The following is a 26,056-nucleotide window of genomic DNA, read 5'->3' on the forward strand; positions in this document are numbered from 1 at the left end:
GTGGACCTGACACATGAACGTCGTATCGGTGGTCTTGCAGCCCTTGGCTTGACAGCGCGTGGTAGTCATCGGTGAGCCTGTGTTTAGAGCCCGATGCTGTTGTCGTACAGGGCAACTGCGGGTAGGTCGCGTTGGGTGGAAAGGTAGTTCTGCAGCCAGGCCTGTGCATCGGCGTCGAGGGCGGATGCTTCGTCCTCGGTGTGGATGCTATCGGCGCCGCACGCACCTGCGCGGCCGTCTAAGGCGAGTCCTTCGTGGAGGAAGAACCGTGCGGCGACCACCTCGGGTGGGGTTGCTGCGGGGTCGAGGAGCGTGGTAGCTGCGCTGTCGATCGCAGCCATGGCGTACTGGGCGCGTCGGGAGTCATCGCCGCTGAGGGCGGCCTGTCGCGCGAAGGTGATGTCGTCTCGTGCCTCGTCGAGGGCTTCGCGGGCCGTGGGCTCGGTGCTCATTTCCACCTCCTGATGAAACAGTACGTGCACAGTATCATGTTTACTACTTGTTTTGGCTGCTTTGCTCTGTCAAGATGAAGTGATGAGCACGTTCTGCCTCCTCGTCCCGCCTAGTCTGGGCTTGATACGAAATGCGACGGAGGGCCTATCCAAACGAGATGCGCTACAGCTCTTTCAATCGGTAATGGGGGGCACCGGGGCGAGCCAGTGTGCCAGGTCCTGTCATGGCGCTGCCGTATTACGGCATCCGTCTATGAAGCAGGGACGTGAACAGGTCCTGGTGGCGAGCGGCGGCGCGAACGTCGCGCTGGCTCTTGCAGCGGAGCTGCAGTCATGACCGTGTGCGCCGGGCGTACCGCTCGTGGGGCGCGGGTGGTGCAGCACACAATCTTGACCCGGGACGGAGTTGCGCTGGCGGTCTATGACAGCGGTCCGGTGGATGCCGATCGCACAGTGCTGTTGTTGCACGGACTGTGCCAGGGCTCGCAAAGCTGGGATCTTGTCGTTGAATCGTTGGGGGATCGGTTGGGGCAGGCCACGCGAATAATCCGTTACGATCATCGCGGTCACGGGAATTCGGCTCACGCACCGATCCGGTCTTATCACACCGAGCAGCTCGCCGATGATCTCAGCGACGTCCTGACTGCGATGCGGGTGCGCGGCGAGTTGACTATCGCCGGTCATTCCCTTGGAGGTATGGCCGCGTTGACGTTTGGCGCCAGGCCTGCGCATCGCCAGCCCGTGCGCCCGCACGGCTTGATCCTGGTAGCCACCGCGGCAGGAGACCTCGGCCACTATGGGCTGGGCCGTCTGCTCAGGACTCCGGCGCCCGATATTTTGGCTGGCTTGGTCGCCCATACCCCCGCTGGAGCTGTCGAACGCGCGGCTCGCCGCGCGGCACGTCCGCTGTGCGAACTGGTCGGCCTTTGCCGGGGGTGCGCGCGTGTCGAGCGTGCCGTCCTGTGCGCGATGTGCAGCGCCGCACTGGCCTCGACGTCGCTGAGTACCGCGGCGGGATTTCTGCCCGGTCTGCGCGGCTATGACCAGCGCGCCAAACTGGGCAACATTGGTGCGCTGACCACGGTCATCAGCGGGGATGTCGACGTGCTGACCCCGCCGGCGCATGCGGTGCTGATGGCGGCCGGTATCGCCGGTGCCAGACATCGTCGAGTAGGCAATGCCGGGCACATGCTCCTGCACGAGGCGCCACGTGAGGTCGCCGACGAGATCGCCGGGGTCGTGGCGATGGGCTCGATCGTGCGTCGTGGCCAAGCTGAAACCGTCGGTGTCCGATCGTTGGCCGGGTAGCTGTGAGCGCTGAGGAGCTGCGCGGGCAGTTAGTTGACGCCCTCGCGAGGGCCGCGGGGCCGATGACGACCACTGCGGCCCGCATCGCGGTTACCGAGCACCGTGGCCAACTTGGGCGCCGAGCGGTGGTCGCCGAGGAGGTTTACCGGGCATTGCTCACCCTGCAACGACGCGGGGTGGTGCGTAGAGTGCACGGTCAGCCGGGCCGCCTGGCGCACTGGGCATTGGCGCACAGCGACGAGCCGACGGGTTGCCGATGAGCGCGTACTACCAGGGGCCCGTTGGGCACTCAACGCACTCGAAAACCGGTGGGAAAGCAGCATTTTTGGCCTGCCTATTGGCCGGAGAAGCCGCGACCTGTATGGGACTGTTAGCGAGCTTCGATTATGTGGCGCAGGTGGAAAACCGCGTCATGACCTGGCCGGCGCATCACGGCGAATGTTGCTCGCACAACACGTCACTGCCGCCCCGATCCGACGCGAGGGTTACCGCGCGGCTCCCGGGCGTAGCTGCTGGCGCCGACGGTACCGAACTGGCTGGGCGTTGCACGGACTCGGCACGAGCGAATGCCTCTTCTTGCGAGCCGGTTTCGAGTGCTGGTAGTGCCCGCAACGACGAATTAGCCCAGAAGGAACCCCAGCGGTGAGTGCCTCGATCAGTGCTCCCAGCCACTGCAGGTGGCTTCACCAACTGCTCAGTGGCAGACCGCATCAAGAAGTGGCGACCGAGCGCGGCGGAATTTACTTGCGGCGCTGGTTCTTAGTGCCCCATAACCGGTTTGTGAACATCTATCTGCACAAGTTCGTCGGTTCTGATGATCCACCGGCGCTGCATAACCATCCATGGTGGTTTGCCAGCGTGCTGCTGTCTGGAAAGTATTGCGAGGTGACAGAACGGGATTCGCGGTGGCGGCGAGCGGGCCGACTAGTCTTTCGGCCCGCCAGGCACCGGCATCGCGTCGAGCTGGCTCGCGACGACAGCGGCCGTGCACAACCCTGTCTGAGCGTGGTGGTCACCGGGCCACACCGGCAGGCCTGGGGTTTCTTTTGCCCGCGCCGTAACGGCGAATGGCAGTTCATCCCTTGGCGGAACTTCTCCGGCGGTGGGTGCGGCGAATCTGAACGCGACACGCCCGAGCGTAACTCGTACCCGACACGGTAGTTCTGATAGTCAAGGAGATTCGCTGGTGGGTAGCACGAGTGCTCCGTGTGTCGGGCAGCGAGCCGCCGTGGTTGTCGATCTCGACAACCACGCGGCAACTGCAGATCCGGCAGCGGGAACCGACTGCCGTCGCGGCACTCCCGCCGAGTTTGAGGCAACCGAGGGTCACCACGGCTACAGGGGGCCGGGATGTTGATCGGTGGGCTTGTCTGTTCGTTCGTCATTGGTTTGGGCTACGCGGCGTGGGAAGACACCGCGGCCGGGCGAAGGTATGGGCGGCACGTCAGGCTCGTTTTCAGCGTCGTGACGTTGGCTGGGGGGATCGTGATGGTCGCTGCGCTAGCCGTGACGGTGAGTTGCCTGGTGTTGGGATATGGGCGAGCCCCTTTGGCGGGCAGTGGGTTTGGACAAGAGGTTACCAGGATGGCTGCCGACGGCGTGGCGGCGGACGTGTCGCTGATGATGATCAGCTGCATCAGAAGATTCAGGCGTTACCTGCGTGCGACGAACGTGGGAGCCAACGTCGCAGGCCGGGTGAACAACTAACTGACGAGTTTTTGGAGGACGTCGATGATCACAGAACCATACGTGCGCCCGCAGACACCGTATTGCGGTTTTATGCGGCGGTTCGTCAAAGGCCGCGAAATGCTTTATGTGCCACGGACAGCGGCTCATTGCTTGATCAGCGCCCCGACCGAGTCGGGCAAGTCGCGTCGCCTGCTAGCTCCGGCGAGCACGTTATGGGGCGGGCCTGTTGTGCAGGTGTCGTCTAAGGACGACGTCATGCAGAACACGATGGAGCGGCGGTTCGGGCCGAAGGGGTTGATCGATTTCCGGCCGGTCGTCAGGCCGGTCTACCCGGACGGTGTCGAGGCGATGGCTTATGACCCGACCACGACGATCGATACACCGTTGCAGGCGTTGACGATTGCCGAGACCATCATGCAGATGGCGACGGTGGGTATGGGTTCTGGGGCTGACCAGGTTTCCGACGGTGGTGTGTGGGAGTCGCAGGCAGCGGGCCCGCTGGCGGCGTTTCTTTATGCAGCCTCCCCGCAGGGCAATCGTCAAGGGATGGAATGGGTTCTGAGGGCTGTCGACAACCTCGATACCACACCGGAGGGCGCCAGCCAGCCTGGTTGGCTGCAGGCAGCTGCTATCTGCAGCCGCTACGAAGTGCTGGCGATCGGCATGACCCGCATCTTGGGAATGGAGCCGCGGCAGCGGGACTCGGTCGCGATCACTATGCGTAAAGCGATTACGCCGTGGCTGCGCACGGCGTTGATGGCGGCCGGCACAACAGATCTGACGAAAGTGTTCGATCCGTCGTTTCTGGACCAGCCGAACGCCACATTGTTCGTGCTGGCGCCCGCCGATGGCACTGTGGCGGGTGCTGCGGTTACCCTGATTGACTCGTTGGTGCGGCGCTGGCGGGAGAAGACGTCGCAGCGAGAGCAGATGCATCGGTTGTTGCTGGCGATCGACGAACTGCCCAACACCGCACCGCTTCCGGGTCTGCGGCGCATCGTGGGGGAGGGCCGTGGGCTGGGCATCAATCTGCTGGCCGTGGTACAAGACTCGTGCCAGAATGACACCGTCTATGGGCCGACGTATGCCCAGGAGCTGCGAGCAATCTTTCCCGCCAACATCATCATGTATGGCGCGCACGAGGAACTGTTGATGAATCGGACCGAGGACTGGTCCGGGCTGACCTTTCGCCGCACCGAAAGCTACGGGCAGGCCGATGGGCATAAAGGGCTTAACACTGATTTCGGGCCGTCGCTGAAGTGGCAGGAATTACTTCCCCCTGACGCTGAGCACGCCCGCCTGTTGATCCGCGGTGGCCTGGGCCATTGCGTGGAAATTCCCGATTGGACCCGTTTCAAGGCCCACTACGACCAGGCCTGCGCCGCGCTGCTGGCTCGCGCCGGCAAGACGTCACGTCACCCAGGCGCCGGGGCCGCGCCATCCGAAGGTGTTGCGGCGCAGGGATTGCGGTGGCTTACCCGGATGATCGGGCGGTAAGGGCTGTGGCGCCGCCGGCCGACCGGACAGCACGGCCCCGCCAAATCCGGCTGGGTGTCGCGGCACTGGCCCTGGCTACGGCCACCACACTTACTGGTTGTGGCGGGCTGCCGGCGGGGGCCGCACACGGCCGTGCCGGCAACACGATGCCCGCCGACGGGCAGTACAGCCTGATCCAGGAGCCCCAAGACACCTACGCCCCGATCACAGCGCTGATTGACAGCGCGGCGAAGTCGGTGCGGATGACGATGTATCTGCTGGCTGACCCGGCGATCGAGAAGGCGCTGATCGACGCTCATCGACAGCGGGGTGTGGCCACGACCGTAGTACTCGACCGCGCTTTCCATGGCCAGCACGCCAATCAGGCCGCCTACGACGCGCTGCGGGCGGGTGGAGTCAACGTGGCCTGGGCTCCGGCGGGAACCATCGTGCACGAGAAGGCTTTGGTGATCGACGACAAGACCGCGGTGGTCAGCACCGGCAATCTCGATGCGCACTATTACGCGACCGCTCGGGATGCGGCTGTCGTCACCACCGTGCCTACACAGGTAGCCGCCATTGCCGCGACGATTGACGCAGACTATGCGCAGGCGGCTGCGGGGCAGTTGTCGCGAGCGGTCGACGCTGCTGGCCTGGTGTGGTCACCGGCGGCGCGGGCGGTGTTCGTGCGCGCTATCAGCGGTGCGCGCCGCTCTGTTGACATCACCACTGAGGAGTTCAAGGATCGGGCGGCCGCGGCGGCGGTTAGCCAGGCCGCGCGGCGTGGTGTCGCGTGCCGGATCGTCCTCAACGCTGATGCCGCAGCCACGGCGGCGGTCAGCGACGTCGAACACGCGGGCTGCGTCGTGCATACTTTTGCGACAAAGCCGGGCGGGTTGTACGTGCACGAGAAAGCCCTTGTCACCGACGGGTTTTCGGTGCTGATCGGCAGCCACAACCTGTCGACGATGAGCCTTACTGAGAACCGGGAGCTGTCGCTGCGAATCGATGCCGGCGACGCGCCGAACGTGGTCGCTGCGGTGCGGGCGCAGTTCGACGCGGATTTCGCCGAAGGATCGGCGCCGACGGGTGGCCCGTGACGGTGCGCAGAACGGGCAGAATCCTCAGATGTGCATCGTGGAGCTCAGTGCGGGCATCGGGGCCGCCGGCGCGACGGTGAGCCGGCGGTTGGGTGATGGCTGACCAGGGTGGACGCCGTCCGCGGCGCCTACGTCTGCGCCGTTATCAGCGGGCCGCGGTTGATGTCGTGGACGCACGCCAGGAACGGGCGCTGATTGTGGCGGCCTGCGGCACCGGCAAGACTTTGATGGCCGTGCACGCCGTGGCCAAGCTGCTCGATGGCCGGCCCGGCGCAGTGCTGGTGACGTTCCCGACGCTGGGGTTGCTCGAACAAACCTATCGGACTTGGCAACAGCAAGCCCGGTTTGACTTCGCCGCGCTGGGTGTGTGTTCAGCGCACTTGCGCGACACCGAAGACATCCACAGCGACGAACTGTCTATCGGGTCCACGACATCACCACAACGGGTGGCTGCGTGGCGGGCCGGGCTAACGGGTGTGGGTGTCGCGTTCTGCACCTACCAGTCGTTGGCGGTGATCGCCGCTGCCCACACCGAGCATGGTATGGAGCCGTGGTCGGTTGCGGTGTTCGATGAGGCGCATCGGACCGCGGGCCTGCAGGGGAAACCCTTTGCCGCGGCGCTGGATTCGCGGAAGATCCCGTCGCAGCATCGCCTGTTCTACACGGCAACCCCGAAGGTCCACAGCGGACCACGCACGCGGGCCGGCAAGCCGCGACGGCGCACGGTGGCGTCAATGGACGATGCCGACCTTTACGGCCCGCAGGTGTTCACCCTGCCGGCGCGCGACGCGATCGAGCAGGGCATCCTGTCGCCGTTCAAGGTCGCGGTGATTGCCGTGTCGGACAGTGCGGTCGCGGCCGCGCTCAAAGACTTGCGGCTCGTTAGCCTGGCCGCCGGCGACGACAGCGTGGCGCGCGCCGATCATGTGGCGGCTGCGATCGCTTTGACCCAGGCCGCGGCGGACTACCAATTGTCCAGTGTGCTGGCGTTTCACAACACGATAGCGGCCAGCGCAGAGTTTGCGACCACCTTCGCGCGCGTTCACACGCTACTGACCGCGCAAGGTTTGAACCCCGACGGGCGAGCGGCGGCGATCAGGCACATCGACGGCACCACCACGCTGCGCGATCGACTTGCCGCCACGCAAACACTGGCGGTGCCCGGCGTCGACCAGTGGAACGTCGTCACCAACGCGCGGTGTCTGACCGAAGGGATCAACATTCCCGCCCTGGATGCGGTTTTCTTCGCCGAACCCAGAGCGTCGGAGGTTGACGTGGCCCAGGCGGTCGGGCGCGCTATCCGCAAGAACCCTCACCACGATCGGCCTGCACTGATCGTGCTGGCGGTGACCGTCGATGATAGCCAGGACGCGGAAACGGTGATCGATGTCAGCGAATTTCGCCGCACGCGCCAGGTCCTCAAGGCGCTGCAAAGCCATGACCCCAGTTTGAGTCGAGACCTGGCTGCGGTCCGCGAACAGCTGGCCGACCCCGATCTTGGCGAGCAGGAGAACGTCAAAAGCGACATCCTCGATATCTATGTGCCTACCACGCTTTCACGACGAATGATCAAGCAGTTTTTCCAGGCGTTTAGCATTCACACTGTCGATGCCTTGACGCGCCAGTGGGAGGAAAACTATTGCAGCCTTAAGCGATTCGCCAACCAGCACGGGCACTGCAACATAGCGAGGAAAGATCGCAGCGAAACCGGCAGCGCGCTGGGAACGTGGATTCAGCATCAGCGTGGCCTGTATGCGCGCGGTCGGCTGCTGGCCGAACGGATCGAACGACTCGAAGCGCTGCCGGGTTGGTCGTGGAACCTCACCGAGGCGCGTTGGGAACAGAATTTCGCTGCGCTGCAACAGTTCGCCGCCAAACACGGGCATCCCTTCCCGCCGTTCAGCTATCGCAGCGCTGAGGGGTTGCGGTTGGCGGCGTGGATCAGCAATCAGCGGCGGACTCTGCGCAAAGATCCGTTGTCGATGAAGCGCCGCGCACGGTTTGAAACTCTTCCGGGTTGGACGTGGACGCGCACAGATACCCGATGGGAAGACGCGTTCAATGAGCTCGCCGAACACATCGATCGCACCGGCGAGCTTCGTGTTCGGCCGCGTACCGCCTTAGCGAACTGGATGCAAAGGCAGCGGTCGCTGTATCACAGGGGCGATCTTGATGCCATGCGAGCGCGGCGCCTCGCGGCGCTGCCTGGCTGGACGTGGAATCCGCTCGACACCGGCTGGGACGACAACTTCGCCGCCCTGCGCGACTACGCGGCGCGCACGGGTCGTGCCCGACCTCCGCAGTCCTACACGACCGACTCCGGGTTTCAACTGGGACGTTGGGTGTCTGATCAGCGGCGCCGGCGGGGCAAGTTGACCGAGGAGCGGCGCAAGCAGCTCGAGGCGTTGCCGGGGTGGACGTGGAACGCTAGCGAGGCGCAGTGGGAGGAGTTCATCACCGCGCTGCGGGCCTTCGCCGCCGAGCACGACCACGCCTACCCGCCGCGGGACCCGACACGTCCCGAACTGGTCAAGCTGAATCAAGCCGTGGTCAGTGTGCGCAGGCCAGCCCGGCGTAACCGGCTCAGCGTTGAGCAACGCCGGCAGCTGGAGGAGTTACCGGGCTGGTCATGGGAATACCGCCAGAAATCGACTTGGGAGACCAGCTTCGCTGCACTGGTGGCGTATGCGGCACAACATGGGCACGCCACACCACCCAAGGACTACTGCACCCCTGACGGGATCGCTCTGGGGCTGTGGGTCCACGAAATGCGCCAACCTTCGCGGCGGCGCAAGCTCGGCGCCCGCCAGTCCGCACGCTTGGAAGCCTTACCTGGATGGACGTGGTAGCGCGCGCTTAGTGCAGTTGCGATGGTGAGGACCAGGCAGGTGAGGACACGGTGTGCTCGACGGCGTCTTTGATCCCGACGCCCACAGCGCCGATCATCCATGCGGTCCCGATCGCGCAGACCGCCGCGGTGGCGCGGACCAGGTGCAGTGACTGCAGCGACTGTGTGATCTGTGTCAGCGGGGTCATGTCGACCGGCGGGTGCGGGTCGTCGGTGTCGAACACCGGCGGCGCGGTCAAGTCGTCAGGGCCCATGGGGATGGTCAGGTCGACCGGCAGCGGCGCCGGAGTGAGGGGCCACCAGCTTGCCGAGCCGTCAATGGCTAACCAGCCGTTGAGGATTCCGTAGATGCCGGCCGCGGCGAAGGTGGCCGGGATTTGGGCCAGCACGTACGGCGGCGCGATGGTGCCGATCAGGCTGTCATCGGGGCTGTAGAGCAGTGCGGTCAAGGTACCGATCCCGGCGGCGGCCGCGAACAGGGCCGGGATCGGGTAGGCCCGTAACCGGCCTGGAATGAACTGCACGAGGTACTCGTAGAGCAGCCGGCCGGCGAGCCAGCCGACGGGGGCAAGCAGCGCGCAGAGCCCGACGACGATGCGCTCCACGATGATGTCCACCGTCGACCCGTTACGCGCCCAATGCGGATGAATCACGTTGTCGTCGTACGGATTTGGGCGCGCTGCGGCGGACATGCGGATCCGCTTGCGGATCTGGCGGTTGAGCAGCTCTGCGCGACGCTTCTGCATGTTCCAGATGCCGGCGTGCTCGGCGATCCATTCGCGGCGCAGTTCGTCGTACCGATCAGGCGTTATGTGACGCATCTGTGTTCACCTGTTGTTGTTTGTGCTTTCCTGTGCCATGATCAACACCCATAGAGGTGAGAGTAACTGTTGTTGACCGCATTGTCTCTAGGCAGTTGAGGAAGGGGTGACGACCATGGTCCCTGCGGGGCTATTCATCCTATATATGCTGTTCATATGCGGTTTAGTCGCGGTAATCGCTCATTGCGCGGGTCCCCGGACCGCACCGGGAAGGCGTGGTAGCCCGGCGGGCGCGCCGGGCGCGCTCCTTCAAGAGAGTAAGCAATACGGGAACACCTATATGGCGCCGCCAGCTGTTCACATGGTGCCGCCGGCAGCCGCGTGCTGGCCGGGGGTGTGGGTCGGGCCGGTCGCTGCACAGCCGGTGCTGGACCACGGCGGCCGTGACCAGTACCGGCTGGTACAGCGCCGCCGACCATCGAACATCTGCGCGCGTATCACCACCCACGGGGTGCTGCGATGAGCACCGAGGACGTGATCACCGATGAGCAGTGGGGCCAGGCCCTGAACAGCTATGGCCAGGACCAGGTGCCCATCGGCGACGACGACATCGGCGAGGTGGATGTCGCCGCGTTGATGTCTGAGGACGACGTCGCTGCCGAGCCGGTCGCTGACGCAGCCCCGGCTGGCCCTGATGACAAGGTCGCCGTCCCCGGGCGCTTCGACCACAAGATCCTGTGGGGGTTCGGCAGTCTGGTTGCGGGCGGCGTCGTCGCCGCTTTGGTCGGGGCGATCATGTTCTACTCCCACGATTCCCAGCCGGGGCCCCCACCAGTGGGGTCGCTGAGCGAACCGCAAGCGGTCGCCGCGGCCAGGCCATCTCCGACGGCGCCGGCGTCGGCTGGGCCAGGGGTGGATCGATCACTTCCCTACACCGCAGATGCGCAGGGTAGCTGCGCGGAGGGATCGACTCCGGCGCAGACGATGTCGGGCATGGATCCGCACAACGCGTTTGTGTGTGTCCGCGGCGGCGGTGACGGGCAGGTGATCTCGATCGACCTGGGCCGCACCTACGTGATCACCGCGATCTCCCTGACCCCGGGCTGGACCGGCCTCGACGCAAGCGGGGTGTCGCAATGGTCGCAGCACCGCGTCGTGACAATCGTTCAGTATTCGTTTCCCGACGACCCGAGCATTCCCATCGTCACACAGAACACCCAAAACGTTCACGGCGACGCGGTGCAGCCGATCAAACGAGTTCTGGCCTCGCGTATTCGGATGCTGATCCGTTATACCTCACGCCCGCCAGCAGACCCGGCGACGACTCCGCGAACCCCAGCACCTGGTGTTTTGCCGGGCCTGTTCGGTGACCCCGGAACCCCGCCGCCGACGTCGACGGCGCCGCTGGAGGGGTCGGCCCGCGGCAGTGGCGACGGCTCCGACCCGGTAGACGCGACGTTCGCGATCAGTTCCTTGAAAATTCTTGGGCACGAGGCGGTTTAACCATGTTCGGAGATACGTTTTTGCATACGGCTCAGCTTGTGACGGCCTCGATGTCGTGGGGCGTAATGGTCGCCGTGCTGGTGATCGCGGCCGCGGCAATCGCGCTGTGGGCCCGCACGGTGCTGACAGCACGGCCACAGCGGGCCCAACGGGTTGCGGCGGTCCTTCCGGTCACCTCCACCGGCGAAGCGTTCGACTTCGCGGACAGCATCCTGGCCGCCAGGACGTGCGATGTCCCCCGCTTAGTGGGCGTGCCCCGCAGTGTCGATCACGACATGCTGTGGCGCGAGGTGGCCCAGCGGCCTTTGACGGCGCTGGTCTACACCGCCTCCCAGCAGCCTCAGCCGTTGGCATGGCTTGAGCACACGGTGCGCCAACTGGGCGGCGACGATCACGACGGGGGCTGGCGGGCGGCCGTCGAGGCTGTCGCTGCGGTGGATTCCACGCTGGGCGAATGGGTCAAGAGCGCCTCGGCCATGGAGCGGCGCCAGCGCGGCAGTGTCGCGGTCGTGATGCGCGACGCAGTCGCTGAGTATGCGGCGGGGCAGCGATGAAGCTGAACAGGACGTGGCAGGGACGGGTATCGTCGACGTCGGCGACCACGCGTCGGGTCGCAACCGTCGCGCTGATCGTGCTGGCGGCATTGAGTGGACTGCACACGTTGTGGCAGTTCATGTTTGGTGAGCCAACCGATGTGGTGGCGCCGGCCCGGGTGGTGGTGAACAAGTCCGCTGTGGTGTCCGCGCTGGCCGAAGACTACGTGACCACGTGGCTGACCGCGACCAGTGCGACGGCGGGTGCGTTGACTCAGTTCGCATCACTGAACGTCTCCGATCTGCATCTACCGTCGACGCCGGCGGTGGTGATCGGAGCCCCGACGGTTGTGGCGGTCACATTCGAGGGGAGCGCGGGCAAAGGCGATGCCGCTGAGGTGTTTTCGGTGGTCGTCGGTGTCAACGAACGGCCCTATGAGTCGGCGACGCCGACGCGAGCGCTCTACCGGGTGCCGGTGTTGTGGTCGCGGTTCGGTGCGCGTGCAACAGGCCTACCGTTCCAGGTGCAAGGCCCCGGACCTGGCGCTGATCTCAAGCAGGCCTACCCCACCACGCTGGCGCCGGCTGATCCGGCATTTCAGGTGACCTCCGGGTTTCTGTCCGCCTACTTGACCGGGACTGGCGACGTCGCCCGCTATGTGACAACGGATTCCATGCTCACAGGTCTTGGTGCACCTTATTTGGCCCGCAGGGACGAGAATGGCAACCCGCTGCCCATCGTGACGGCGGTAACGGCGACCGCTCCGGTGGCCGCGCAGCCCGCCGACGGCCAAACCGTCCAGGTGCTGGCACAGGTCACCGCGCAAACCTCGCAGTACGCCAACGTGGCGATGAGCTATCCCTTGACGCTGCGGGGCGTCGGTGGGCATTGGTCGGTGGCGGGCATCAACCGCGCACCGGTCTTATCCACTGACGACGAACTGGTCCCGGTCGTGCCCACCACACCTCGGCCATCGAATTAACCACCCCAACAACATCACTAACGAACGGAGCGCACAACCATGATTGCCACCACACTTGCCGCCGGCGACCTGTTGACCGCCGTCCCCTCATTCTTTAACGACTTTCGCTTCCCGGGCGCCATCGCGTTGATCATCTCCGGGATTGGCGGCGCGATCTTCGGTATCCACAAGGGATTCGCGCACGCCGCCGGCAAGCTGATCGGCGCCATCGCGCTGGGCGCGCTGGCGCTGGGAGCGGTCGGGTTGACCGTGTCGTTCCACGAGACCGTCAACAAGCACGGCAACGGCATCATGTCCGGCGGATACGGCGGGTAAAGCAGCGAGGCTGCACAGCAGCACTTGCAGGGGGTCTATGACATGGCAGAACAGCGAGAGCAACTGACGGCGAAGTCGTTCGCCGACGTGCTCAATTTCCCGATTCGCTTGGGCTACCTGGATAATCACACCAGGATTTGGCTCGGTCCGTGGGGTGCCTGGGATGGCGCGGCGGCCATCATCGGCGCCGGCACCACTGGCTGGGCGATGTACCAGTGGTTCGATGCCGGATATGCGCGATGGATCTGCATGTATGGGGTGCTGGTCACCGCAGGGCTCACCTACCTGGCCCGCCAAATCCCCATCAGCAGGCCAACACCACGCTACCGGCTGCTGTGGCTGTTGAACTGCTTCATCGGCACGCAGTCGCGTGCCGACATCGCGGGCAAGGGTGACCCGTGGAAGTCACCTCCCAAGGCCGTCATCGACAATCTGGTCTTCACCAAAGGCGGTGTCTACGCGGACTTCATTCTGGCTGAACAGGCGAGCGGCATGCAGCCTTTCGACCTAAGAAGGGTCAAGGCAGCAGAACACCGCCCGCTGGTGCGTCAACTTCCTTCCGGGGCCGTGTTCTGGGGAATGTCACCCAAAGTCGACCCGAATCGGTTGCTGCAGCGGATGCTGGCCGGCCGTGAAGACCAACCGCGGTGGCTGCGCGAAGTTCGCCAGTGGGCAGACTACGTCAACGAAAATCCGTTCTACGAGCCGGTGTTCGGCGTGCGTGTTCCCCTCGATGCCGGGCTGCAGGGACGCACCGCGGCCGGTGGTCTGGCCAAGTTGACCTCGACCATCATTGGCCGCGACCAGGATGCCCCCGACAGTCTTGAGGCGCTTCGCGACCTCGCGGCCCAGGTCCAAGGGAAAATCCCGGCACAATTCGTGCCGACACCGGCCACGCCCCAGCAGATTTTGTGGCTCTACGAACGGCACTGGACCCTCGGCGCACGAAACCGGCCTTTTCCGCACGGACGGGGAGGACCTCGGCGCCTGGGTCCTGATGATTTCGCGTCGATGATGCCCGTCGAGTTCGACGAGGGTGACCAGCAGACCCGCAAACAGCATCGCTGGTGGTGGCGGCGCTGGTGGCCGTCGTTCGCCCCGCTGCTGGTGTTGCGAGGCCCGGCCGGTGCGAGCTATCAAACGATGTTGGCGGTCGCCGAGTTACCCAGGGGCGGGCTGAGTTTCCCGGGCGCAGAGATCCTGCAATCGGCCTACGACGTCGACATCGACGCCGACGTCGACTGGTATCAGCACGTCGCAGCGGTGCCCCGGGAGCGGGAGCTGGCCGCGGTGGAACGCGCGCAACGCAACCTCGATGATCAGTCGTTTCAGACATCGGGAGCGCGTGACGCCGATCTCGTGCGACGCTATGCCTGCGGCGAGGAGTACGAGGAAGCGCTGAGCGCAAGCCAGCTCGAACGCGGCGTGCATTCCACAACGGTGCTGGCGGTGGGGGCCTCGACCGGCGCGGCCCTCACCGACGCTGTGCAACAACTCAGAACGCACTTCGCTGAAGAGTTAGGCACCGTGTTGTCGGCACGGTGCGGTGCGCAGTCGGCGCTGTGGCAAATCGGGCAGCCCGGCAGTGAAACCAATGCCCCGCGTAGCCAATTCAAGCAGCCCACCACCACCGAGCAGTGGGCACGCTACGCCCCGCTGGCGTCTTCACCGCTGGGACACGACACCGGTATCTTGTTCGCTGAAAACCTGGCGACGCGCCGGCGGCGGCCGGTGCTGCTGGACTTCGAGGGCTTCAAAGACCGCCGCGGCGCGCCGGGCATGCTGTGGCTGGGTGCCCCGGGAGGCGGAAAGTCTGAGTCGTGCAAAGGTGTAACGGATGCGTTGTTGAAGCGCGGTCACCAAGCCTCGATCATTGATCCCAGCGGGGAGTGGATTCGCGCCCTGGCGCATCACGGTGACCGCGTCTTAGTGATCAGTCCCTATACCAGTCGATGGTCGCTGGATGGCCTGAAAATCTTTCCACGAGAACAGGCCGTCGAGCACACCCTGGATCACCTGCTGCCGATGATGGGAATGGACGCGGTGTCCCCGCCTGCGCGCCAGTTGGGTCGCCTGCTGCGACGCGATGACGGCGTGGCTCACAGTCTCGGTGGCCTGGTGCGCTACTTCAAGAACCTTGATCGAAAGGCGTACGCCGAGTACGAGGAACTCGCAGACAGCTTGATCTATTTCTCCGAAAAAGACTATCTACGGGCGATGTTCGACGAGTCACTACCGGCGCCGCCGATCGGCGAGCGAGACGCAGTGATTTGGCATATGGCGGGCCAAGAGTTGCCGACCACCTCTGAGACTGACGAGCTGCACCTGTACAAGCGGCAATCTCCGCGTGCCCGTGCGGGTTTGGCGATCTACGGCATGATCGCCTCGCTGACCCGGCTGTCCTACACCGGCGCAAACCGACGCCCTGGGGCGTTTGGCTTTCTGGTCACCGAGGAAGCCCGCGAATATTTCGCCTCCCCGGTTGGCCGCAAAGACGCCGAGCGGATGGGGCTGCAGGGCCGCAAGGAGCGTTACGGGCTGCTGGCTATTTCCCAGTACGTCGAGCATTTTGACGGTATCGGGATCCAGAACTTGCCGATGCGGGTCATCACGCCGTTCAAGCCCACTGAACGCGACTACGCCAAAGCGTCGTTCAAGCGCCTCGGCATCGACCCCGACGAATACCCCGAGGTTCTGCAGACCCAAATTCAGCCCGGCCGTGGATTGGCCTACCTGTTCGACGACTTGGGCCGAGTCGGGCTGGTGAACCTGCTGCAGCGGGTGCAGCCAGAACTCAGGGCCGCGTTCGACACCCGCGACATGGACGCACAGGGGCAGTGGGCGGCATGAGAGAACTTGTTGCCTGCTGGCTTTATACGCGGCCCCGGACACGGCGCTTGTGGTTCATCCTGCAGACGATTTGGGGTGCGTCGCTAACGGCGGTCGCGACTGCGCCGGTGGCCACCGCCGATACGTTGGGTGCGGCGTGGTCATTCACCGGGTTACATGACAGTGACGGCGTGCCGATCGGCCAGCATTTCGTGTCGCTGCCGCCGTTGATGGAGATGGTTGGCGCCAACGGCCCAGAATTCGGGGTCAGCCCGCAGTCGTGGGGGCCGGCGATCATGTCGTCGCTGGATACCTCCATCACCTATGCCCAACTGCATTTCCTATTGGCGTGGGAGACAGCGTTTCTGATCGGTGTGTGCGCGATCGGAATCTGGTTAATCAAGTTCGCGCTCGGCGTGTTGTGGCTGGCATGGCTGGGCGCGATCGCAGAGCCGCTTGTGGCGACCATGAAGGCGATGATCCAGCGGATGCACCTGCTGGAGGGCGGCATCTTGGTGTCCGTCGTTGTCGGGGGAATTGTCTGCTTGACAACAGGTTTCGGCTCGGGCGTCGGCATAATCCTGGGCGGCGTTGTCGCTCTGGTGCTGTTTTGGGTGTTTCTGCGCGACCCCGCTGGCGACCTTGTCAGCGACCACGGCATTTTGGGGATGGGCCGATCGCTCGGATTTTCCCTGGCGCAAGGTGTTTACCACAATGGGCCGATCACGGGCGGCGGAACGAGCGCGCAGTTAGACACGCTGACGTCGTGGATGGTCGACGTTTTGGTTCGAGACCTGGTGGAGCTGGTCAATTTCGGGCAACTGATCGACGACATCCCCGGCTGCAGCTCCGTCTACACTGGTGCACTGCTGCGCGGCACCGATGCGGCGCAGGCCATCAGGGGGTGCGCTCCGCAAGCCTATAACCATGCTCTGCATCTGGATGCCAGCACCGCGGGGCTGTTTTTCATCGGTAACTGCTGTGTGCTGGTCATTCTGTTCGCTCTGGACTACATGGGCGTGGAAGCGTTTCGGGTCGGGTTCAAAGCCTTCTGGAATGTGTTCATCGTGGTGCCGGCCGCCGCAGCGGCCGCATTCCCCGGCCCTGCACGGCAATTCGCGAAGAAAGCAGCCGTCCGGGTGCTGCTACACGGCGCCGAGATGATGGCCGCGACCGTCGGGCTGGGGATCTTGGTGTTGATCCTGGCCGGGGTCACACGCGGCACACTGCCCGGAACGATCGGCATGACGGCGCCGCTGGCCAAAGTTCTGGTAATGATGCTGCTGGCCGTCGTCGGTGCGCTGGCCTTCCGCTTTGCTCTCCTACGCGCCTTCGGCGACCACGGCATCCCGGGCCCGGTGCGGGTACTGCGAGGCGGCTATCGCCTCGCGCGCGGGACGGCCCGCACGGCCTATGACATCGACTCCGGTGCGCGGGCGATTCATAGGGCTGGCAGCCGCCTCAAAGACCTCAAGAAGCGGCGGACCAACCAAGCCCAAGGACAAGGCCAAGGCGAACACGGTGGACCCGGGCTCAAACCCCCGGGCCGCAAGGGACATCCACCGACCACCGGACCCGGCCGCACCGGCGGCGGTCCGCACGCAGGCAACGCACCCGGGCCGACCCCATCACGCCCGGGCAGTGGCGGCCCGGGAAGCGGCGGCGGGCAGCCAAGCAAACCATCGTCACCCGCGCCCGTCCCCACGACGCCAGCACCGGCGGCCAGTGGCGCAGGCCGGGCTGCGGCGGCACGCACCGCCGCCGAGGTGGCCGCGCCAGAGGTCGCGCTGCCTGCGGCGGCCGCGGCGTCGCTGGCGCACCACGCCGCCGGCGCGAGGCGCCACCACCGCGACACCTCGAACGGACATGCCCCTGGGCGCTCGGGGTCGGCTGCTGCAACGCCGCCCACACAGCAAGCCCCTCCACAGGGGAACGGCGGCAGCGAGCGGGCACAAAAACCTAGCGATTCGACGCCACCAGCGCCCGGTGAGCAGCCGCCGCGGCGCATCACGCCCAGCCCCTAACGACACACGATCTCGCGATGCCACCGACAGGGAGGACCACCATGACGATGACCGACACCCAGGCGCACCCCGCGCCCTGGGCGCACACCGTCACCGATCTGGCCCCTCAGCCCCGCATGCAGCGCGCAGGCGCGCCACCGCCGCGAGGGGCGGTATCGGTCAGCGCCGCAACCCTATTCGCCAACCCGTTCCACACACCGGCCATGAGTGAGGACCAACGCGTCGGCGCGATGATCAAGTACGCGGTCACCCTCGCCGGCCAACCGCACAAGCTCGCCCAGATCAGCGCGATCGGCGGCCGAGACCTGGCCTGCACGTGCGCGCTGGGCGACCCCGGATGCCATCGAGACGTGCTGCTTGACCTGGCCAACCCTCCGCGAAACCCGTATGCGGCTCAAGGACGCGCCATGGGCCTGACTTTGCGCCGCCCGTGGGCGTCGCTTCTACTCGTTCCAGAAACGCTGAGCGGCAAAACGATTGAGAACAGGACGTGGTCCACCGACTACAGGGGCCCGGTGCTGATCTACGGCGGCACCCGTATCGACAACGCGGGCATCACCGCCGCCGAACGGGTCGGACTGGACGCGCGTTGGCATACCAATCAGCAAGGCTGGCTGGGGGCCGCCGCGCTGGTGGACGTCCACCGCGCACGCGGATGCTGCCGCCCATGGGGCCAGCCACGAGGCCGCGACGACGTCGCTGTCTATCACTGGGTGTTCGCACACCCGCATCGCCTTGCCGACCGCACCTGGGGCCGCGGCTTCGTCGGTATCCGGCCCACGCCTTGGTCGGTACTGGTTCGGCGTAGCCTACTCACCGCGCGATCTGCGCAGACTCGTTGCAGCACACGGCCGAGCTGGTGACGACGATGTCTGCGTATTACCACGACGACCAGGTGACGCTGCACCACGGTACGGCACTGGATATCGCCGCCCAGATGGAGACCGGCGCGGCCAACTGCATCGTCACGAGCCCGCCATACTACGCATTACGCGACTACGGCGTTGCGCCGACGGACTGGCCCGAGGCGACCTTTACGCCTATGAGCGGCGTGCCTGAGGTGACCGTTCCTGCGATGCAGTGCTGCCTGGGTCTGGAGCCCAATGTGCTCGCATACGTAGCGCATCTGCGACTGGTGTTCTGCGAGCTGCGCCGGGTGCTGGCCGACGATGGCACGCTGTGGCTCAACCTCGGGGACAGCTATGCCGGATCGTGGGGAAACCAGGGCCACGATCCCAAACACGCTGATCTACACACCCAATACCGTGGTGCGCAGGCCTTACCAAAGTCGAGGCGCACCGGCTCGGTCAAGATCGGTGGACCGCCCGCGAAGAATCTATTCGGTATTCCCTGGCGGGTTGCGTTCGCGCTGCAAGACGATGGCTGGCTGCTTCGCAACGCGATCGTCTGGCACAAGCCCAACGCGATGCCAGAATCAGTGCGCGACAGGCTATCTGGCCGCTACGAGACCGTGTTCTTGTTCGCTAAACGTCCGAAGTATTGGTTCGACCTCGACCCGATCCGGGAGCCGGCAACCACGACCCGCAAAAGCGCGCTGACGTGGGACCGGGACTTCGACGCGATCCCTGGCCGGCGGCCGCAGCACCGCCCCGGTCGGACATGGCACGGTCTGCACGCCCCGCAGCCACACATGGATGCGGGCGGTGAGCGCCACAGCAGCCAACATCTGGGTGGACGCAATCCCGGCGATGTGTGGACGCTGCCCACACAGCCCTACCCGGGCGCGCATTTCGCGGTCTTTCCGCCCGCGTTGGCGCAACGGTGCATCCTGGCCGGTTGCAAACCGGGCGGCACAGTGCTGGACCCGTTCAACGGCAGCGGCACCACGGGACTGGCGGCGCAACGCACCGGCCGCCGCTACATCGGCATCGATCTCAACTGCGACTACCTGGACCTCACGCTGAAAAGCCGCCTCAGACAGGCAGCTCTCGGCTTCGAGGAACCGGCTTGACGCATCGGTTAAGGGAACAGGAGCGATGGCCATGACGATACCGAGCACGTTCGACGTCGCCGGCAGCGTTGTTGACGATGTGCACGCCCCGGCGGCCCAGCAGCTGCTGAGTCGAGCGAAAGCTGCGCGGCTGCGGCCGCTGTGCTTGTGCCAGCCGCCGGGGGTGCAGATGTATATCGCCGCGGCCGGACACGACCTTATTGTCAAACGGATGCCCGGCACGGCGGCCGCGCATGATCATCGGTGTCGCTCCTGGCTGCCGCCGGGCGAGCTGTCCGGTTACGGAGCTGTGGCTGAGCGGTCTATCGTCGACAACCCTGCCGATGGCACAACGGCTCTGCGGCTGGGGTTTTCACTGTCGAAGGCCGGAAATCGGGCTGCGCCTGAACCTTCCGATTCCTCGTCACACAGCGTTGAAGCTGATGGCAACAAGCTGTCGCTGCGTGCTGTGCTGCACTACCTGTGGGATGAGGCGGAACTGACTACTTGGCATGCGGGTTTCGCTGGACATCGCCCGTGGGGGGTCGTCTACCAGCGTCTGCGCGCAGCCGTGGACGGCAAACTTGTCCGCAAGAACCCCCTGTCCATGTCTTTATTTGTGCCCGAACCGTTTTCGGCCGACCGCAAAACCGAAATCGAGCAGCACCGGATTAAGGCATGGGCACCGGCGCGACGTCAGCCGGGAAAGCCCACCAAATTACTGATCGGGGTGGGCGAGATCAAGGCAATCGAGCCGGCCAGTCATGGATTCAAAATGCAAGTCCGCCATCAGCCTGGGCACCCCTGGTTCCTCGATCAAGACCTGCACCGAAGGCTCACCAAGCGGTTCGCCACCGAACTCGAGCTGTGGCAGATGGCCGCCGCTGGCGACGTGCGGCTGGTAGCGATCTGCACCTTCTCGGTGTCGGCGGCCGGATACGCCAACGTCGAACAACTGTCGCTGATGACAACCGACCGAAACTGGCTACCGTTCAGCGGCGACGCCGACCGCACCCTGCTGATGACCGCGATCGACGAGGAACGCTCGTTTCGGAAAGTGTTGTCGTATAACGGCAGCGCCACCGCGCTGGCCTCGCTGGTTTTCACCGACACCACGCCGGCGATAGCCGCTTTCATCGACCGTCCTGCCGGGTGTGAAGCCGATGGCGATGCGTCGCTCGCCGGGCTGCCGGTGTGGAACTGGCGTACCGACGAGGACATGCCGGATCTGCCGTCACCAATGTCCTAAGACACGATCGCGCGGCCAAAAAACCGTCAACAACAAAAGGAGATTCTCAATGACTGCGCTTTTTGACCCCGACGTCGACATCCGCGATCGGGAAGACCGTGAGGCCGAGGACCGCGAGGCGTTGCGGAGAGAGGCCCGGCAACAAGCTCGGCGTCGCGCGCGCCAGCGGCGCGACAAGCTTGCCAGCAGGGTTGATGTGCTCGACGAGCTTCGTGTCGGACAGGCCGAACGTTTGGCCAAAGCCCCAACAATCGCCGATGTGGCAGCATTTTTCGGCATCAGCACAGGTTCGCTGGTGACCATCCTGCGCTGGCACCGCGACGAATTCATCGAGGACGGCTGGGTGGCGGCGAATCGATCCGGAGATGACTTGTGGACTGATCAGGCCGTCGTGCGGGCGGCGCTGCTGCTCGACGGGGTGAAGTCGGCGGTCGCGGCAGAGATCAGGTATCTCCTCGACGTTGAGGGGCTGCCTGTCGCGTTCTGCAGCCGCGGTTACCGGATCAAGCAGTGCGAGAGTGTGTTTGAGCGGGCGATGGCGGTCGTCGGTGACGTGCACGGCGAATCCTCGCCGGTCGCCGTCTGGCGCGAACTGCAGCAGATGCCGCGCTACGAGCTGCAGGCGCTGGCGGTCGCACTAGCGGCGTTGGTGCCCGACGACATCCCCGGGCTAGGGGAGTACCTCCGCGAACTCGCAGGCGCTAGCGACAGCATCGCAGCAGGTCTCGCGCTGCTCATCCCTCAACGGTCGCCGCTTTTTACGCGCCGCCGCGCCGCGGGCCGTGACCGCCGTTCCGCGCAGCCAGGCGGCGTTGAGGTGTATGCGCAGCGATGACGGCAGCAGACACCAGGCCAGCTGACGAAGGGGACCGCGGCGGGCACTCTCACCCGCCGCTAGCCAACCTAGCCGGGCACCGCAGCTAATTCTTGTACCCCATTTTGTACGGATTCGGGAAAGGACATCATCGGCCATGGCAGACAGCATCCGAGTGCACCCCTGGGCAGTGCTGCTCATCCGCGTCGCCGCTGTGATGATGGCCATCTTCGTCGGGGCGGCCAGCTTCAGGCTGAGTTTCACCGCTCTCGCCGACGTGGCCACCCGGGGCCACGTGCCCGCGGGGCAAGCCTGGCTATGGCCATGCACCGTTGATGGAGCCACACTGCTGGCCACATTAGGTGTGGTGGTGTGCATGCACGATCGCCGTGAACGACGCTTCTTTTGGGCCGTCTTGCTGGGCGGCTTACTGGTCAGCATCGTCGGCAATGATTTGCACGCAATCTTGCCGCCCCGACAAGAGCTGCCCTGGACGCTGCGGGCGGTGGTCGGGGCTGTCGCGCCGGTCGCCGTGGTGGTGTCGATCCACGGACTGACGATCCTGTTGCGGGTGCGCCGCATCAAGACCGAGCAGAAAGCCCAAGAGCCGCGGGCGGCGGCGAATCCGGGTCCGTCGGCGCCCGCGCCGAACACCGCGCACAGCGCCCTGCAAGGACAACACAGCTCGACGCTTGCCGCGGCCCCTGCGCCAGCCCGCGACCGCATCCCTTCGGGATCGTCGTTGCAATACGACGACCTCACCGACAAGGTTATGCAGCTCATCACACTCAAAGACGTTGATGCCGATCAGGTTTCGTCGGTTCTGAAGATGAGCTACGAGATGAATCTACCGAACCGAGACATCGGGCGCCGCCTGGACATACACCACCACACAGTCGGCAAGATTGTCGATGCGAGCGCGCAAGTTCTGCGCGAAGAACCACTCGCACAGGTCTCATAACACAACAGGCGGCCGGCACCGGCGACCATCGCAACTAGCATGAACGTGGTCTATGGCGAGCCAGACGCGAGCCACAGAGCTCCGAAAGGGGGTAACCGATGCCCATTCATGTCGACGCCGAGGGGCTGAGCGCTGCAGCTCGCCAGTTGTCGGGGACGGCGCAGGCCCACGCGCCGGCAGCCGCCGAACCTCCGGGTGCAGACATGACGTCGCTATCCGCGGTGAGCCAACTCAACGCCGCATCGACCGCCTTGGCAGCGCTGCTGTCCCATGGCTCAGCGGTACGGGAAGTCGGCGCGTTGGCAGTGTCGAACACGGCCACGTTTCTGACCGCTCAGGATGACCTCAACGCCGCGGGCATCGCCAACGGGGCAGATCCGGGCATGGCCACAGGGCTCATACCACTGCCGGATATTCCCTCACCGGACGTGCCGGCGATTCCGCCAATGCCGGCCGCGCTGGCGCCGCTGCCTGGGGAAGCCCACGCCCAAGCGTTGTACGGGGGGCCAGGATCGTCGAGCTTGCACGTGTTCGCCAACCATTGGCAGCAGGCGGCGTCTGAACTTCGCCAGGGGGCTGACACGACCACACAGGCCGGCCACGCAATCGACGTAAGCTGGCATGACGGTAAGCAGCGCGCCGGGGCAAATACCCGCCTGCACGGTGAATGGTTATCCCAAATGGGTGATCACGCCGAGATGCTGGCCAGCCAAGCGCGCAGCGTGGCCACCAGTTTCGAGACCGCTAAGCACAGCACACCGAGCCCGCAGGAGTTTGCGCAGGCCCGCCAGGAGCTGCAGAGCGCGTTGGAGCGGTTTTCGTCCAGTAGGGGCGCCAATGCCGCTGAGGTACAGCAGAAGTCACAGGAGCTGGCCTACAAGCAGACCCAGGCGACGTCGGCGGCGACCACCTACCACTCTGCGGTCAGCAGCGGCGGTCTGTCGTCGTTGGCCGAGTCGATGAAACTTGCGCCGCCGATCGCTGGCGGGGCGGCGACTGACTCGTCCGACGTCAAGGCCGTCGACTGGAAGCCTGGCGATAAGCTGCACTTCCCGATCATCCGCGGACCCAATGGAATGGGACCCGCGCAGCCGGGATACGGGCCTGGCTGGGTCGAACTTGGCCCCGGCTCAGGCAATTTCGTGCGCGAAGATGAGTTGCCCGGTTTGAAGATCCTGCAGCCAGGGGCATTAGGCCCGGCCGCGGTCGCCGACAGCCACGGAAACATGGTTCCCTATATCGAGCTGGGCAAAGGCAGCGGTGCGTGGGTGCCGGCGAGCGACTTTCCGCATGCGCAGTTCAAACCCCCCGGAGCACTCGGCCCGTACGGGTACGAGGAGTATCTGCCCGGAACCGGCATTTGGCTGCCAAGGACCGATATCGTCCCGGATCCAGCTGACCCAGCACCTCCGAGCGGAGCCACGCTGCCCGCCTGATGCGCAAGGGCAGCCAGCCGCCCGGGTCGAATGCGCTGGTCACACCACTGGGCGCGGAATCCCGAAGCACAGGTCGTCGCGGATCGACAGGTGCGGATCGCTGGATGCAGGCACCCCCGGGTCCTTGGGGCCGAGGATCATCGGCAGTGGCGGGGGCGGCGGCTCGACGGGGACGTTCGGAGGAATCATGCTGACGGGTTCTTGAGCTGGCTGATGGTGCTCGCTCTCAAAGCGTTGAGTGAAGTCCCTCTCCCAGCGGATGCGGTCAATCGCAGTCAGCGCGCGCTGCCGTGCAGCGGCCATCTCCGCCGAGCTGTTGTAACAGTGCGGACCGGGGCGCAATAACTGATCGAGATTATCGTCGGCCGTGGTTGGGCCTTGGTCGGGCCACAATGTCCAGGCCGCGCCGACGATCAGGGCCACTACGGTCGCGATCACTGCGCTACACGCGACCGCCTCCCAGACCACCGAGCGTTTCGCCTTCGCTAATGCCGCCTTGAGATCCTCGAGTTGGGTTGCGAGTTCCTCGATAGTCGGTGGGTCGTGCGGACCCTCGGGATCTTGGGCATCCATGTCGTCGATGTCGTCCATGTCATCGATGATCGCCGATAGGACTGACACTTTCGCCTCATCCAGACAAGGCCAGCACCGGGGGCGCTGTCATCAGCGTGTCGGGCCCCGCCACCCGGGTGCCCAGAAACAGACATGATGCCTGACGGAACCGGCGCAACGCCGCCGTCGATCAGGCCGGCGTCCCGGGCGGGCGGGTGCGCGCACGTTGATAGGCGGCCCGGTACTGCTCGACGGAGATATCCAGGACCTGCGCCAAAGTGGCTGCGTTGGTGTCAGTGAGGCCCTGGTCGCCTCGTTCGATCCCGCGCAGCGTATTGGTGGCAATGCCGGCCGACGCCGCCAACTGAGGCTGGGTCAGCCCGCGGATCACACGCCAGTCTCCGGGGTAACGCTCCTCAGGATCAATCGTCACGACGTCGGCGATTGGGGCGTCCAGTAGTGCCATCACCCGCACCAGAAAATCGACCTGCGGAGTCCGTGTCCCTGCCTCCCACGCGTGAACCGTCGAGTGGGCCACGTCGGCTAATCGCGCCACCTCAGACACGGTCAGCCCGCGGCGCAGACGCAAAGCGACGAACTCGGTGGGGTTAAAGCCGCGTAGAACACGCCTGCTCATCGCGCCGCGCGCTGGGCTGCTTGGACCATGAGACGACATTGGCTGAACACTTCCCAAATTGTTAATCCCGCTCGAATTAACGTGTCGTTATAACGTAGAATAGGGTTGCGGCGATCCTACGCCGACTCCCGCCCGGCCGGGATATTGCGGGATATCACTGACCGCCGTGGCGCGGAGCTGATCACGCTAGTTGCTTTGGCATGAAAGGGAATTCAAATGTCGTTTGTGTACGTAGTCCCCGACGAGGTGTCTTCGGCCGCGGCCGAAATCGCCACGATCGGCTCGACCATCGGTGACGCGAGGACTGCGGCGGCCGGCCCCACAACAGCGGTGTTGGCGGCCGGCGGCGATGAGGTTTCAACGGCCATCGCGGGACTGTTCAGCGACGTCGGCACGGAATTCCAGGCCCTCGCCGACCAGGCGGCGGCGTTTCACCACCAGTTCGTCCAAACCCTCACCGGCGGCGGCTCAGCCTACGGCGCTGTCGAAGCCGCGAACGTCTCGCCGTTACAGACCATCGAGAACCTCGTCAACACCGCGCCGGCAGCCGCGCTACAAACAGCCGAAAATCTCGTTAACACTCCTGCGCTGCAGCCGATCGAGAACGTCATCAACACCCCCACCGAGGTGCTGTT

Annotated in this window: 25 protein-coding genes and 1 pseudogene; 20 read left to right on the forward strand and 6 right to left on the reverse strand. The window is 65.1% G+C overall.

All coding sequences use genetic code 11. The features are described 5' to 3' along the window. Positions 1 to 83 precede the first annotated feature (83 nt). Positions 84 to 452 carry a hypothetical protein gene (locus tag ACOJVU_RS00680; RefSeq protein ID WP_095794406.1) on the reverse strand — a complete coding sequence of 123 codons (369 nt, stop codon included), beginning with the start codon at positions 450 to 452 and terminating at the stop codon, positions 84 to 86. Positions 453 to 785: 333 nt separating this feature from the next. Between ACOJVU_RS00680 and ACOJVU_RS00685 the strand changes: the two genes are divergently transcribed. The 7 genes from ACOJVU_RS00685 (at position 786) to ACOJVU_RS00715 (ending at position 8,874) form a co-directional block, all read left to right on the forward strand. Further along, on the forward strand, positions 786 to 1,760 hold the full coding sequence (locus tag ACOJVU_RS00685; RefSeq protein ID WP_095794405.1) for an alpha/beta fold hydrolase: 975 nt from the start codon (positions 786 to 788) through the stop codon (positions 1,758 to 1,760). Between the two features lie 2 nt (positions 1,761 to 1,762). After that, a complete protein-coding gene (locus ACOJVU_RS00690; protein WP_095794404.1) occupies positions 1,763 to 2,020 on the forward strand; it encodes a hypothetical protein in 258 nt (85 codons plus the stop codon). A gap of 382 nt (positions 2,021 to 2,402) precedes the next feature. Then, entirely contained in the window at positions 2,403 to 2,921 is a 519-nt protein-coding gene (locus ACOJVU_RS00695) for a hypothetical protein (protein ID WP_095794403.1), read from the forward strand. Between the two features lie 423 nt (positions 2,922 to 3,344). After that, positions 3,345 to 3,467: a hypothetical protein gene (locus ACOJVU_RS00700; protein WP_255254595.1), complete on the forward strand. Its 123-nt coding sequence runs from the start codon at positions 3,345 to 3,347 to the stop codon at positions 3,465 to 3,467. Between the two features lie 72 nt (positions 3,468 to 3,539). Continuing rightward, a complete protein-coding gene (locus ACOJVU_RS00705) occupies positions 3,540 to 4,946 on the forward strand; it encodes a type IV secretory system conjugative DNA transfer family protein (protein WP_421528023.1) in 1,407 nt (468 codons plus the stop codon). Positions 4,947 to 4,951: 5 nt separating this feature from the next. Beyond that, on the forward strand, positions 4,952 to 6,025 hold the full coding sequence (locus ACOJVU_RS00710) for a phospholipase D-like domain-containing protein (RefSeq protein WP_421528013.1): 1,074 nt from the start codon (positions 4,952 to 4,954) through the stop codon (positions 6,023 to 6,025). Between the two features lie 95 nt (positions 6,026 to 6,120). Then, positions 6,121 to 8,874, forward strand: coding sequence for a Helicase associated domain protein (locus ACOJVU_RS00715; protein WP_421528014.1), 2,754 nt, complete (start codon positions 6,121 to 6,123; stop codon positions 8,872 to 8,874). Positions 8,875 to 8,881: 7 nt separating this feature from the next. On the opposite strand, the gene ACOJVU_RS00720 is transcribed toward ACOJVU_RS00715, so the two are convergent. Beyond that, positions 8,882 to 9,694 (reverse strand): hypothetical protein, encoded by an 813-nt coding sequence (locus ACOJVU_RS00720; RefSeq protein ID WP_095794398.1) that lies wholly within the window; start codon positions 9,692 to 9,694, stop codon positions 8,882 to 8,884. A gap of 459 nt (positions 9,695 to 10,153) precedes the next feature. Between ACOJVU_RS00720 and ACOJVU_RS00725 the strand changes: the two genes are divergently transcribed. The 9 genes from ACOJVU_RS00725 (at position 10,154) to ACOJVU_RS00765 (ending at position 21,021) form a co-directional block, all read left to right on the forward strand. Then, the gene (locus tag ACOJVU_RS00725) at positions 10,154 to 11,137 is read left to right on the forward strand and encodes a hypothetical protein (protein ID WP_095794397.1); all 984 of its coding nucleotides are present in this window, start codon (positions 10,154 to 10,156) and stop codon (positions 11,135 to 11,137) included. A gap of 38 nt (positions 11,138 to 11,175) precedes the next feature. Beyond that, complete coding sequence (locus ACOJVU_RS00730; protein WP_421528015.1) at positions 11,176 to 11,691, forward strand: hypothetical protein; 516 nt, start codon at positions 11,176 to 11,178, stop codon at positions 11,689 to 11,691. Next, positions 11,688 to 12,653, forward strand: coding sequence for a conjugal transfer protein (locus tag ACOJVU_RS00735; protein WP_095794395.1), 966 nt, complete (start codon positions 11,688 to 11,690; stop codon positions 12,651 to 12,653). The genes ACOJVU_RS00730 and ACOJVU_RS00735 overlap by 4 nt, the downstream gene beginning before the upstream one ends. A gap of 39 nt (positions 12,654 to 12,692) precedes the next feature. Continuing rightward, on the forward strand, positions 12,693 to 12,968 hold the full coding sequence (locus tag ACOJVU_RS00740) for a hypothetical protein (RefSeq protein WP_085165299.1): 276 nt from the start codon (positions 12,693 to 12,695) through the stop codon (positions 12,966 to 12,968). Between the two features lie 42 nt (positions 12,969 to 13,010). Beyond that, entirely contained in the window at positions 13,011 to 15,818 is a 2,808-nt protein-coding gene (locus ACOJVU_RS00745; protein ID WP_095794394.1) for an ATP-binding protein, read from the forward strand. Between the two features lie 170 nt (positions 15,819 to 15,988). After that, positions 15,989 to 17,821: a hypothetical protein gene (locus ACOJVU_RS00750; protein ID WP_421528016.1), complete on the forward strand. Its 1,833-nt coding sequence runs from the start codon at positions 15,989 to 15,991 to the stop codon at positions 17,819 to 17,821. A gap of 41 nt (positions 17,822 to 17,862) precedes the next feature. Continuing rightward, positions 17,863 to 18,684, forward strand: coding sequence for a DUF4326 domain-containing protein (locus ACOJVU_RS00755; RefSeq protein ID WP_421528017.1), 822 nt, complete (start codon positions 17,863 to 17,865; stop codon positions 18,682 to 18,684). A 5-nt stretch (positions 18,685 to 18,689) separates the two neighbouring features. Beyond that, entirely contained in the window at positions 18,690 to 19,793 is a 1,104-nt protein-coding gene (locus ACOJVU_RS00760) for a DNA-methyltransferase (RefSeq protein WP_095794446.1), read from the forward strand. Positions 19,794 to 19,824: 31 nt separating this feature from the next. Further along, positions 19,825 to 21,021, forward strand: coding sequence for a DUF1173 family protein (locus tag ACOJVU_RS00765; protein ID WP_255254593.1), 1,197 nt, complete (start codon positions 19,825 to 19,827; stop codon positions 21,019 to 21,021). A 46-nt stretch (positions 21,022 to 21,067) separates the two neighbouring features. Here the strand turns inward: ACOJVU_RS00765 and ACOJVU_RS00770 are convergent, their stop codons facing one another. Beyond that, on the reverse strand, positions 21,068 to 21,337 hold the full coding sequence (locus ACOJVU_RS00770; protein ID WP_421528018.1) for a hypothetical protein: 270 nt from the start codon (positions 21,335 to 21,337) through the stop codon (positions 21,068 to 21,070). Between ACOJVU_RS00770 and ACOJVU_RS00775 the strand changes: the two genes are divergently transcribed. From ACOJVU_RS00775 to ACOJVU_RS00785, 3 genes are all read left to right on the forward strand, one after another. Next, positions 21,317 to 21,856, forward strand: a complete 540-nt coding sequence (locus ACOJVU_RS00775; RefSeq protein WP_421528019.1) for a hypothetical protein — start codon at positions 21,317 to 21,319, stop codon at positions 21,854 to 21,856. The two genes, ACOJVU_RS00770 and ACOJVU_RS00775, sit on opposite strands and share 21 nt — an antisense overlap. A gap of 199 nt (positions 21,857 to 22,055) precedes the next feature. After that, positions 22,056 to 22,796 carry a DUF2637 domain-containing protein gene (locus tag ACOJVU_RS00780; RefSeq protein WP_421528020.1) on the forward strand — a complete coding sequence of 247 codons (741 nt, stop codon included), beginning with the start codon at positions 22,056 to 22,058 and terminating at the stop codon, positions 22,794 to 22,796. Positions 22,797 to 22,999: 203 nt separating this feature from the next. After that, on the forward strand, positions 23,000 to 24,232 hold the full coding sequence (locus ACOJVU_RS00785) for a PPE domain-containing protein (RefSeq protein WP_421528021.1): 1,233 nt from the start codon (positions 23,000 to 23,002) through the stop codon (positions 24,230 to 24,232). A gap of 39 nt (positions 24,233 to 24,271) precedes the next feature. On the opposite strand, the gene ACOJVU_RS00790 is transcribed toward ACOJVU_RS00785, so the two are convergent. From ACOJVU_RS00790 to ACOJVU_RS00800, 3 genes and pseudogenes are all read right to left on the reverse strand, one after another. Next, entirely contained in the window at positions 24,272 to 24,823 is a 552-nt protein-coding gene (locus ACOJVU_RS00790; protein WP_095794388.1) for a hypothetical protein, read from the reverse strand. 151 nt (positions 24,824 to 24,974) lie between these two features. Continuing rightward, positions 24,975 to 25,250, reverse strand: coding sequence for a helix-turn-helix transcriptional regulator (locus ACOJVU_RS00795; protein WP_421528024.1), 276 nt, complete (start codon positions 25,248 to 25,250; stop codon positions 24,975 to 24,977). A gap of 30 nt (positions 25,251 to 25,280) precedes the next feature. After that, positions 25,281 to 25,460: pseudogene (locus ACOJVU_RS00800) on the reverse strand (helix-turn-helix domain-containing protein); the annotation flags it as partial. 177 nt (positions 25,461 to 25,637) lie between these two features. On the opposite strand from ACOJVU_RS00800, the gene ACOJVU_RS00805 reads away from it, so the two are divergent. Next, positions 25,638 to 26,056 (forward strand): PE family protein (locus ACOJVU_RS00805; RefSeq protein WP_421528022.1); only part of this gene is annotated, 419 nt, incomplete at its 3' end.

Source organism: Mycobacterium sp. THU-M104 (genome assembly GCF_049197365.1).
Lineage (GTDB): Bacteria > Actinomycetota > Actinomycetes > Mycobacteriales > Mycobacteriaceae > Mycobacterium.